The organism is Pseudoalteromonas sp. AS84, from assembly GCF_038900255.1.
GTDB lineage: Bacteria > Pseudomonadota > Gammaproteobacteria > Enterobacterales > Alteromonadaceae > Pseudoalteromonas.
In genome coordinates, this window is sequence record NZ_JBBMQY010000004.1 from 281720 (window position 1) to 291780 (window position 10061).

The 10061-nt window shown below is 38.1% G+C and carries 11 protein-coding genes; 6 read left to right on the plus strand and 5 right to left on the minus strand.

Features of this window, described 5'->3' with window-relative positions:
- Positions 1-24: 24 nt before the first annotated feature.
- Positions 25-633, minus strand: coding sequence for a flavin reductase family protein (locus WNY79_RS07015; RefSeq protein ID WP_342875467.1), 609 nt, complete (start codon positions 631-633; stop codon positions 25-27).
- Between the two features lie 115 nt (positions 634-748).
- Here WNY79_RS07015 and WNY79_RS07020 point away from each other — a divergent pair, with 115 nt between their 5' ends.
- The 3 genes from WNY79_RS07020 to WNY79_RS07030 all read left to right on the plus strand — a co-directional run bounded on the left by WNY79_RS07020 (position 749) and on the right by WNY79_RS07030 (position 2965).
- Positions 749-2260 carry a deoxyribodipyrimidine photo-lyase gene (locus WNY79_RS07020; RefSeq protein WP_342875468.1) on the plus strand — a complete coding sequence of 504 codons (1512 nt, stop codon included), beginning with the start codon at positions 749-751 and terminating at the stop codon, positions 2258-2260.
- 2 nt (positions 2261-2262) lie between these two features.
- Positions 2263-2397: a DUF2256 domain-containing protein gene (locus WNY79_RS07025; protein WP_076925416.1), complete on the plus strand. Its 135-nt coding sequence runs from the start codon at positions 2263-2265 to the stop codon at positions 2395-2397.
- Between the two features lie 130 nt (positions 2398-2527).
- Positions 2528-2965 (plus strand): OsmC family protein, encoded by a 438-nt coding sequence (locus WNY79_RS07030; RefSeq protein WP_342875469.1) that lies wholly within the window; start codon positions 2528-2530, stop codon positions 2963-2965.
- Positions 2966-3249: 284 nt separating this feature from the next.
- Here WNY79_RS07030 and WNY79_RS07035 read toward each other — a convergent pair whose 3' ends face one another.
- Both WNY79_RS07035 and WNY79_RS07040 read right to left on the minus strand, forming a co-directional pair.
- A complete protein-coding gene (locus WNY79_RS07035) occupies positions 3250-4665 on the minus strand; it encodes an IS4 family transposase (protein ID WP_342875470.1) in 1416 nt (471 codons plus the stop codon).
- Between the two features lie 251 nt (positions 4666-4916).
- Positions 4917-5096 carry a 2TM domain-containing protein gene (locus tag WNY79_RS07040; protein ID WP_096793523.1) on the minus strand — a complete coding sequence of 60 codons (180 nt, stop codon included), beginning with the start codon at positions 5094-5096 and terminating at the stop codon, positions 4917-4919.
- A gap of 218 nt (positions 5097-5314) precedes the next feature.
- On the opposite strand from WNY79_RS07040, the gene WNY79_RS07045 reads away from it, so the two are divergent.
- Both WNY79_RS07045 and WNY79_RS07050 read left to right on the plus strand, forming a co-directional pair.
- Positions 5315-6082 (plus strand): EAL domain-containing protein, encoded by a 768-nt coding sequence (locus WNY79_RS07045; RefSeq protein ID WP_342875471.1) that lies wholly within the window; start codon positions 5315-5317, stop codon positions 6080-6082.
- A gap of 114 nt (positions 6083-6196) precedes the next feature.
- Positions 6197-6982 carry a putative porin gene (locus tag WNY79_RS07050; protein ID WP_294116775.1) on the plus strand — a complete coding sequence of 262 codons (786 nt, stop codon included), beginning with the start codon at positions 6197-6199 and terminating at the stop codon, positions 6980-6982.
- 71 nt (positions 6983-7053) lie between these two features.
- Here the strand turns inward: WNY79_RS07050 and WNY79_RS07055 are convergent, their stop codons facing one another.
- Complete coding sequence (locus tag WNY79_RS07055) at positions 7054-8541, minus strand: dipeptidase (RefSeq protein ID WP_342875472.1); 1488 nt, start codon at positions 8539-8541, stop codon at positions 7054-7056.
- A 137-nt stretch (positions 8542-8678) separates the two neighbouring features.
- On the opposite strand from WNY79_RS07055, the gene WNY79_RS07060 reads away from it, so the two are divergent.
- Positions 8679-8870: a DUF2986 domain-containing protein gene (locus WNY79_RS07060; protein WP_083707585.1), complete on the plus strand. Its 192-nt coding sequence runs from the start codon at positions 8679-8681 to the stop codon at positions 8868-8870.
- A 2-nt stretch (positions 8871-8872) separates the two neighbouring features.
- On the opposite strand, the gene WNY79_RS07065 is transcribed toward WNY79_RS07060, so the two are convergent.
- Positions 8873-9835: a TDT family transporter gene (locus WNY79_RS07065; protein ID WP_170072039.1), complete on the minus strand. Its 963-nt coding sequence runs from the start codon at positions 9833-9835 to the stop codon at positions 8873-8875.
- Positions 9836-10061: the final 226 nt, after the last annotated feature.

Here is a 10061-nt window from a genome sequence, read left to right on the forward strand (position 1 = left end):
ACTAAGGAATAATAATCTTAAGTACTAAATTTGTGGTCGTTTAAGTATAAATTTGTCTTTAGTGGTTGCATAGTAATCCCCACCCATTCGACCTACCGCATCTAAAAGTGTTGGGTCAATATAACCATCGACAAACACTTCATCGTCAACACAAATACCCACTATATCTAGTAGCATCATTTGCCCGCCACCTGGCTCGCTTGAAATAGTAATCACTTCACGTAGCTTACACTCATAGCGTACTTTTGAATCAGCAACACTCGGCACTGCGACCATTTGGCTATCAATTTTAGTTATATTTGCAGCATCAAATTCACTCACATCACTAGGGTAATCAGCACAGCTTTGATTCATTTTTTCAACCTGCTGATGGCTCACAATGTTAATTACACATTCTTTAGTCGCTAATATGTTAATTAATGTATCTTTGATTGCTTTATCGCGTGGATTTACTTGCGTCACACTCAATACTGGTGGGTTACAACTCGCTACTGTAAAAAATGAGTAAGGGGCAATATTAGCCACACCGTCGCTACTTAATGTGCTTATCCATGCAATTGGGCGAGGACTAATCCCGCCAACTAAATACGAATAAACATTAAGCTCTTTATTTACAGTTAAATCTAAAAACATGTTTTTCCTTTTTAATATCTAAAACTAAGTCGTAATTTGAATTAGTTACGTATGAGATATGTCAGTTTAGTAACAAACTAAATATATTTTACATTTAAAGCAATACACAAATTATATGAAAATAAATATCGTGTGGTTTAAACGTGATTTGCGTCTTAGCGATCATCAACCATTAAAAAATGCATTTAGTAATGGCTTACCTACCCTATTACTTTATAACTTTGAGCCATTACTGCTTGAAGATGCGCACTACAATGAGCGACATTGGCGTTTTGTATATCAATCTATAGTTGAGTTAAACAATCAGCTTGCTCGTTTTAATACCTGTGTTTATATATTTAATTTAAATATGAACGATTTACTTGAATCGTTAAAGGCACAGTTTGAAATAATAAATATTTTTAGTCATCAAGAAATAGGCTTAAACAACACCTTTGAGCGCGATAAGGCAATAAAAGCCTGGTGCCAGCATAATCACATTAACTGGCTAGAGTCGCAAACAGGCGCGGTTATTCGCGGCAAAAAAAATCGTAATAATTGGAATGAACGCTGGCAGCAAACAATGCAAGCACCTATTGCTGTTCCTAATTGGAAGAGTATAAAAACAATTACCCTCAATAACTACCAGGCACCTGAGCTGCCAAGCGCTTACACGCAAGATCACGACAGCTTTCAACAAGGCGGCCCGTTGCATGCACGCCAAGTAATGCAGAGCTTTTGTACCGAGCGCGGTAAAGGTTATCAAAAAGGAATATCGAGCCCAAGTTTAAGCCAAACCCATTGCTCTCGGCTTTCGCCTTATTTAGCGTGGGGGAACATTAGCCTTAGGCAAGTGTATCAAATGGCAATTGATGAATATCACTCAAAGCATCCCGATAAAAGAGGCTGGAAGCGCCCACTTGCTGCGTTTGTATCGCGCTTGCATTGGCACTGCCACTTTATGCAAAAGTTTGAAAGCGAATGCTCTATGGAATTTTTAGCCCTTAATTCGGGTTATCACGTATTTCCGTATCGCGATGATGAACATGTTAAAAACGATATTGAACGCTGGGCGCAAGGTCAAACAGGTATTCCCATTATTGACGCTTGCATGCGCTGCTTAAAAGCCACCGGTTATATAAACTTTAGAATGCGCGCCATGCTTGTAAGCTTTGTAACCCATCATTTAAATATAAGTTGGCAGCAAGCAAGCTTTCCGCTCGCTAATTACTTTTTAGATTTTGAGCCCGGAATTCACTACCCGCAAATTCAAATGCAAGCCTCGGTAACAGGCATTAACACCATTAGGCACTACAACCCAATTAAGCAGTCAGAAGATCAAGACCCAACAGGCTCGTTTATTAAAAATTGGTGCCCAGAGCTTGAAAAACTCCCTATTGAATATTTACATCAGCCTTGGGAGCAAACTCCAATGGAAGCACTCTTTAACGACTTTAAATTAGGGGAGGATTATCCAAAGCCCATGCTCGATTTAACCACTGCTTCAAAAGAAGCACGCGAACGCTTATGGCAATATCGTGAGCGAGCCGATGTTAAACGCGCTATAGGGAAAATTCTTAGGAGGCACGTAGCAATTACACCAAAAACAAGCCAAGTAAAAAATAAAAACAACAGTAAGACTAAGTAAGCATGACGCATAAAAAACTAAACTTACCTCAAAAAATATGCCCTCTTTGTAATAAACCTTTTACGTGGCGTAAAAAATGGCAACGCGACTGGGATAACGTTATTTACTGTTCAGAGCGCTGCAGACGTAATAAATAAGAGTAACAATTAACTGGCGTCTATTTTGCAACATCATCAGTAATTAGTGCTTTTAAGGCTTTATATAAGTTTATTTTGTAAATAACGCTTAACTAACCTGAAAAGCTTACACCCAAGCAAGGAGAAGATGATGACTATTAAAAAAACGGCAAGTTCTACATGGTCTGGCGACATTAAAACAGGCAAAGGTAGTATATCAACTCAAAGTGGCGCGCTTAACAAACAACCTTACGGTTTTAATACCCGCTTTGAAGATAAGGCAGGCTCAAATCCTGAAGAATTAGTAGGTGCAGCGCACAGTGCATGTTTTAGTATGGCGCTTTCGCTTGCATTAGGTGATGCAGGCTTTACTGCAGACAAAATTGATACTAAAGCCACTGTAAGCCTTGATGAAGTAGATGATGGTTTTTCGGTGACGCATATTGCCCTTGAAGTAAAAGCGCGTATTGATGATATTCAAAATGAGCAGTTCCAAGCCTTATGTGAGCAAACCAAAAAGAACTGTCCTATTTCCAAGCTCTTAAATACTGAAATATCACTAGATGCGACACTTCAAACAGCATTTTAACTATTTAGACTTAACTATTTAGACAGTCCCTTACTAAACAAGCCAAGTAAATATTTACTTGGCTTGTTTATTATAAAGAAGTATCTCTAGGGCGTGTTGTTCTTTGGTGGTTGAATTTACAGCAGTGTGCTTGGTATTTAGGCTAGGCAGAGCCTATGTTGTGTGGTTATTCCCCATTAATAGGTGATAACGCAGCATAGATGCCAAACATGCGCTGCCCTTTGGGTTCTTTCTAGGGACGATTGACTCTTTGTTGCCTACATGGTTGTAGGTCTGTCTCTTGATCACAACTTTTCTGTCTGCTGAATTGATATTAACAATTCGACAGATTCGACCATTTCTGCTAATTTCAACCACCCCTTCCAGAGTGCTTTTACGCCAACTCGACCATTTCTTTTACTGTCATACCACCCTCCCAATTTCGCTAAACTATAGTACAGCCAATGAAGAGACGGTACTTTATCCGGCAACACATCCTTTTCAACCTTTGCCCATAGTAATTTCCACGTCATCTCTTTAACACAAGTTGTACATCTCACTTCTTTGGCTAATTCACTCCTTTGCGCCATATTTTGCAGCTGTAATAACCTGACAGCAATAAACGCTTTAATGATCGCAATTCGTAAAATATTATCACTGTGCTGCAAACGTAAATCTTCTACTTCGGTTCCATCTGTTTTCCATGTTTTATGAAACTCCTCTACACGCCAGCGGAGTTCATAGTATCTTACTAATTTCTGGGCATCTTCTGCTGTATTTACGGGCTCTGTCGTATATAAAATCCAACATAATGGATTTTTTTGCGTACTTTCTTTTTCCTGACAGACAATGACATTGACACTCAATGTCGGTGATTCTTGCCCTTGAACTCGCTTAGGCTTGGCGAGTGTTATAGGTTGATAGCTCAATGTAATTCGGGCCTGACGCGCTTTTCTTCCCGCACGTTGCGCTATATTAATAGTGTAACAACACTGACCCTGCGCTGTTTCTATTAACTGATTGAGATTGCATTGAGGCTCTATTAATTTTCTATTTTCCTTTGCTCTGACTAAAAATCGATGTCCTTCATCTTTTTGGTAAGTCATGTACTCATAAATGTCAGCTTCTCTGTCGCAGATGTTAAGTATATTTGATAATTCACCTGTACGTATTTTTATATCCATTAATGTTTGTTGCCAGCGATAGCTTTCTTTCTCTTCGTAAGGGCGTAGCTGTTGTTGATCTTTAGTCCCTTTAACCTTTGATTTCCTAAACCAATAGTACTGGTCGAGCAAACCAATAACATGCTCCGTATCTGCATCAATTGCTAAAGTTGAATGCGCATATAGCGTTCTTGTTTTTGATGGTTTTCCTAATGTATTTGCACAGTTCACATCGCCTAATTCTTTGCAAACACTGTGTTTAAATGTCAATCCTGTCGTATCTTGGATAGCGAGAACCAAAGGCAACTGCTTTACCGCTTCACTCGTTTGTGAGAACCCTGAATCGGCAATCGCTTGAGGAGATATTTTCTCATTTCTAATGAAACGATAAGCGGCTTCAATTTTGGCGGGTGTATCAGAAGCCTTAACAATTGAGCTGTCTGCATTCTCAGCCATATCGCTTGCTAGTACAGCTAATCGTCGGGTGCGTCTCGGATCCCCTAAATTAGCGTTACCAAAAATTAATTGAGCCCATTCTTCAGAAGTGTTTGTGTGCATACGATAAATCCATGAGTGATGATGATCGATTAGATCACAGACTTATCGATATTCAAAGACTTGTGTATAAGAGACAGGGTTGTAGGTAAGGGGCGTGAGCAGGACGCGGAAGCTTTGCTCGGTTTTTACTTATTCTTAAATGGATGTAAGCCAGTAGAATAACGCAGGAGCAGTTATCGAGCCCACTAGGTTACAAACCTCACGCCGCGATTAAATCGCCCCTAGATTGAATAAATTTCAATCCACAAAAATCAACACGCCCTAGGTTTATTCCTACTCAAAGCACTTACTACTAGCCCAATTCCCATCCCAAGCGCTGGCCATACTACCCAGATATAACTAGGCGAAGTTAGTAAATTTATAACGCTTAGCAAAGTTAAAATAAGTAAATATGCTTTAATTTTTTTGCCTATTGTAATTGTATTGCTCATTTATATTCTCCAAGTAATGTATGTCGCTATTATTGTTTTAATAAGCAACGTACACACCTGCCAAATGTCACTAAGTGATCTGACATTAGTCATTATTTTTCATTTAATTACATAGTTATTTATTACGTATAAAAACATAAAAAACAATACTTTAATCTATTTGTGTTAGAATCTAATCTCAACTAACCTAAACAAATATGCATAAGAGGATGAGCTAAATGAGCGAAAAATCAAAAGATTGCGAAAAAGTGACGTGTAGTAACTGTGCTGACGCTAACGATCTCGAATTTGATTTTTCTATGGCTTTTCAACCGATTATAAACTGTAAAACTAATCTCATTTACGGCTATGAAGCGCTGGTTAGAGGTTTAAATGGCGAGTCTGCCTATTCAATTATTTCAAAAGTGAATGAAGACAACCGCTATGCATTTGATCAGCTTTGCCGTATTAAGGCCATTCAACTAGCTTCAAAGCTAGGCATAACATCAATGCTAAGTATTAATTTTTTACCTAATGCTATTTATAAACCAGAACGATGTATACGCACCACACTAGAAGCTGCAAAAAAGTATAACTTTCCAATTCAAAATATTATGTTTGAATTTACTGAAGTAGAAAAAATAGAAGACACCGCACACATTAAACGCGTTATTGATTACTACCAGTCTCTCGGATTTAAAACGGCTACCGATGACTTTGGTGCAGGTTATTCTGGTTTAAATCTACTGGCTGACTTTCAAACAGATATTATCAAGCTTGATATGGCGCTAATACGCGATATAAGCAACGATAAAAAGCGCCAATTAATAGTAACTCATTGCTTAAATATGTTTCGCGACTTAAACATTACCGCACTGGCTGAAGGAATTGAAACAGTAGAAGAATATACATGGCTAAAGAACGCAGGTGTTGAGCTTATGCAAGGGTATTTATTTGCCAAACCAATCTTTGAAAACTTGCCTGAGGTAACCTACGTTTTTAATTAAGAAAATCTACAATATTCAAACACTTTATTACAATCATTTAATTGCCTTATAAAACTGCATTAATATAATACCCATTCTAGTAACAAGTTTACTCAATTATAAGAAGGGATACTTATGCGCTTTTTAATGCCACTCACTTTACTCACACTTAGCTGCACAGCGTCTGCAAACGCTGAGCAGTCAGAATCAAAACAATGGTTTAACTCTATAAACTACGCAAAAATTGATTCTGATTATTACAGCGATGATGTGTATGGGCTATCAACTCACTATTACTTTGAGGAACAGCAAAACTCTGGTGTTTGGGATGATTATGGCTACTTGGATACAGATAGCAATATAGGCTTAAATTATTTTAATTCAGATGGTTACAGTGGAAAAGGTATTTTTGGAGAAGGCTTTTACGGCAATGCTTTTGCAACTTTTGAACTACCTAACATTGGTGATGCCGACAACTATTCGCTTGGTTTAGGTTACTTGTTTGCTGATTCACTAAAAGTATCTGTACGTATGTTAGATTATGAATATAGCGATACAGTTTATTTGTTTAAAGCTCAGTATAATCATGAGATTAACGACACCGACTACATTGGTTTTACTGTTGAAACAGATGATGAAACAGAGTCGTGGGATCTATCATCACGTTACTTTGCCCACCTTTATGATGACAGCTATTTTGCTATAAATGTTGACTATCTAGATGTTGGTGACGACTCAGTTTTTAATGTACTCGCAAACTATTACTTCAATAAACATGTTGCAGTCGGTATTGGCTCAAACGATTCTGATTTAGTGATTGAAGGTAAGTACTTTATTAATGATAGCTACTACTTTACAGCTAATTACACTGATAATGATAACTACGATGTATACAACCTTAGCTTTGTAGCCCAATTTTAATAAGTACAAAAAAGCCGCCTTACTGGGGTCACTTCAGTCAAACAAGGCGGCTTTTACTAAACAACTATAACTTACATATTACCCAGCTCTATCATCATAGCTGTATACATACGTAAATTAAGCTCTAGTTGCTCAAGCGTCATAAATTCATGCTCTGAGTGACCTGTGTAGCGCTTACCTGGCATTGAAGGACCAAACGATACCGCGTTATCAAACAGCTTTGCGTTAGTGCCACCACCAATAGATACAAAGTCAGCTTTTTCGTCACCCGTAAAGTGCTTGAAAATATCAAGTAGCTTTTGCGCATGTGGCGCGCCATCAAGTAGCATAGGTGTACCAATAATTGTTTCTATGTTAGCAAGCGTTACATTGTTAGCAGCCTGCCAATTCGCGAGTGCATCATCAATTTGCTTTTGCAGTACAGCTTCGTCTTTACCCATAGGGCGACGTGCATTTACAGCAAGTGTTAGCGCATTACCATCGCGCTCAATAACTGTTGGTGCAACCGTCATCGGGCCCATAAAGTCGTGCTTATAGGCTATTTCGCCAAATTGTTTACCGTGAATGTCTAAACCAATTAACTGGTTTACAAAGTCGATTAGCTCGCCGTCGCTATTATTTTCAAGCTCCACGCCTTTAAATAATTCAGCTAAATACGCAATGGCATTTATACCTGACTCTGGCTCTGATGAATGTGCCGACATACCTTTAACACTTATTGCTAAGCCATTGCTTTTTTCACTAAAGTTAAATTCAACTTCATTTAATGTTTTAGCTTTTGCCTTTAATGTATCAATAAGTACCGCGTCTGCATTGCGCAGAACTAAGCTTGCATCTTCTGGGATTTGGCTTCTAAACGCACCGCCAGTAACATCACTTACATACACACCCGTCTGTGGCGATGTTGCATTAAAGGTAGGCGCAATTAAACTCCAACCTTTCTCAGCAACGACTACAGGGTATGATGCATCAATCGTAACTGCATATTTTGGCTGCTCGTACGTTTTCATAAACTCTGTAAGCGGACCCCAATCAGACTCCTCAGCAAGATAAATCATTAGCTCAATACGATTATTAAGCGTTATGCCTTTATCTTTAATTGCTTTCATGGCGTAAAGCGCTGTCGCTATTGCGCCTTTGTCGTCCTCAGTACCACGGCCAACTAATTTACCTGGCTCAGACGTATCAATAATAAAAGGACTTTGTTTCCATTTGCTGGCATTAGCCGGTTGCACGTCGCCGTGCGTTACTACCGTTACTTTTTCGCTTTGCTCGCCCATACCTATTAATACGGTGTAACCTAAATCTTGATAGTCAAAACCAAGCTCTGCGGCTTTCATTTTTAACAGTGCTTTAAAGCCAATAAAATCGGGATTTTGAGGAGCTGTAATGTTGCTTTTATTAACCGTCGGAAAAGCTACTAAGTTAGTTAGTGTGTGTATTTGAGCATTTTGGTAGGTATTTACTGCGTAATCGGCAACGCTATCAATATTTTTATTTAACTGCGCATGAGCACCAAACGCAAATAAAGCAATACTGGCTAAAGCTAACTTTTTCAAAACAATTCCCATTTAATTAATAACTAAGAGCGGTAATTATAACGCTATGAAGCGCTTACTTATAGCTCTTTACGCTAAACACACAGGTAACTTAAGCTGAATATTTATATAGCAGCTTTTATGAGGATGACTGTATAATGCGCGACTTAAAATTAACAGGGCATTTAATTGTGAACCGTCGTAAAAAAATCGTCACTAAATTTCAAAAGAAAGATAAACGCACTAACGCTAAACTACACAAAAGCAACAAACCTGGTTATGTGTCAAAAGCTGAGCGCGAAAAACTAGCTGAGCAAGAAAATAATGAGCCACAGGTAATCCAAGAGTAACTTTACGTTACCTGTTGCTTTGATAATTTAAAGTGGCAAAAGTACCGACCACTTACATAACATACCACTGCCGTGGCAACTATAAGTTCAAACGTAGCTAAGTAATTAACTGTATCTACATATGGCATTGCGAGGTTTATACTTTGCATCCAGTCTTTCATTTTAAATAATGCAGTTGCCCCAATAACCATTGGAAATGTAAAAGCAGCGTAGCTCGGCGTAAAAGGTCTGCGTAATAACTTTATAAATAACACATAAACAATCAGTGTTTTTATTATCGCTAATATAAATAATGCGCCCACTATAACAAGTGATGGATTAGCTACAATATGAAAATACCCCGCTAATGTTAAACTGGCAGGCGCCGCTAAAATGGCAAGTGTAGGCTGTATTTCGTAGTCACTTTTTAAGGCTAATAAAAAACGATAAAACATAATTGGCAGCATTATGGCGTACGTTGATATACCAATAACTAACGCACTATAAGCTAACCACGCTAATGTCGGATTACCCGAAAAAGTAACATCTGCAATAATTATCCCCACTGGTGGCACAAACCAGCTAGGTGCCATATCTTCAAAATCAAACTTTTTTGCCCGCTGGTATAAAAAGCTCACCAAAAATGTGAGATGCAGCACAAAAGCTAAAACCCACATAATATCACCAGCTAATGGGTTGAATTGCCCAACTGAGTTTGAAATAACAAGATTAGCCATTGCAAATGTAGGGATCACACTTCCTGCAACTGGGTGTGCTAAATCGGCTTTTAATAAATGAGGGTGTAGTAAAAACTTAGCAGCCAAAAGTAAAACTAATACGCCAGCTAGTACCGCTCCCAAAAATTGCCCTTGGGAGTTTAAATTAAAAACGTTTTCCCATGTCCATCCCATACTAGCAATACCCAAAGCTAAACCGGCCATGGCTGTTGGCGCACCCATCACTTTACTTTTAAATTGCTTAAACACTGTATTTCCTAATCATTGGGTGATGAACAAGTTACTGCTTTTTACTGCATTGCCTTAAAATAACGCTGTAAATTAATACAAACGTGCTTAATAGAACGCTTTTTGCGTACAAATATTTCATAAAATAAGTTTACGGCTTACGTATTAGTTATTAGTTATTAGTTATTAGTTATTAGTTATTAGTTATTAGTTATTAGTTATTAGTTATTAGTTATTAGTTATTAGT

What these genes read in the sequence shown, in the direction of transcription:
- WNY79_RS07015 (WP_342875467.1), bottom strand. Translation starts at nt 633, where the DNA reads ATGTTTTTAGATTTAACTGTAAATAAAGAGCTTAATGTTTATTCGTAT.
- WNY79_RS07020 (WP_342875468.1), top strand. Translation starts at nt 749, where the DNA reads ATGAAAATAAATATCGTGTGGTTTAAACGTGATTTGCGTCTTAGCGAT.
- WNY79_RS07025 (WP_076925416.1), top strand. Translation starts at nt 2,263, where the DNA reads ATGACGCATAAAAAACTAAACTTACCTCAAAAAATATGCCCTCTTTGT.
- WNY79_RS07030 (WP_342875469.1), top strand. Translation starts at nt 2,528, where the DNA reads ATGACTATTAAAAAAACGGCAAGTTCTACATGGTCTGGCGACATTAAA.
- WNY79_RS07035 (WP_342875470.1), bottom strand. Translation starts at nt 4,665, where the DNA reads ATGCACACAAACACTTCTGAAGAATGGGCTCAATTAATTTTTGGTAAC.
- WNY79_RS07040 (WP_096793523.1), bottom strand. Translation starts at nt 5,096, where the DNA reads ATGAGCAATACAATTACAATAGGCAAAAAAATTAAAGCATATTTACTT.
- WNY79_RS07045 (WP_342875471.1), top strand. Translation starts at nt 5,315, where the DNA reads ATGAGCGAAAAATCAAAAGATTGCGAAAAAGTGACGTGTAGTAACTGT.
- WNY79_RS07050 (WP_294116775.1), top strand. Translation starts at nt 6,197, where the DNA reads ATGCGCTTTTTAATGCCACTCACTTTACTCACACTTAGCTGCACAGCG.
- WNY79_RS07060 (WP_083707585.1), top strand. Translation starts at nt 8,679, where the DNA reads ATGCGCGACTTAAAATTAACAGGGCATTTAATTGTGAACCGTCGTAAA.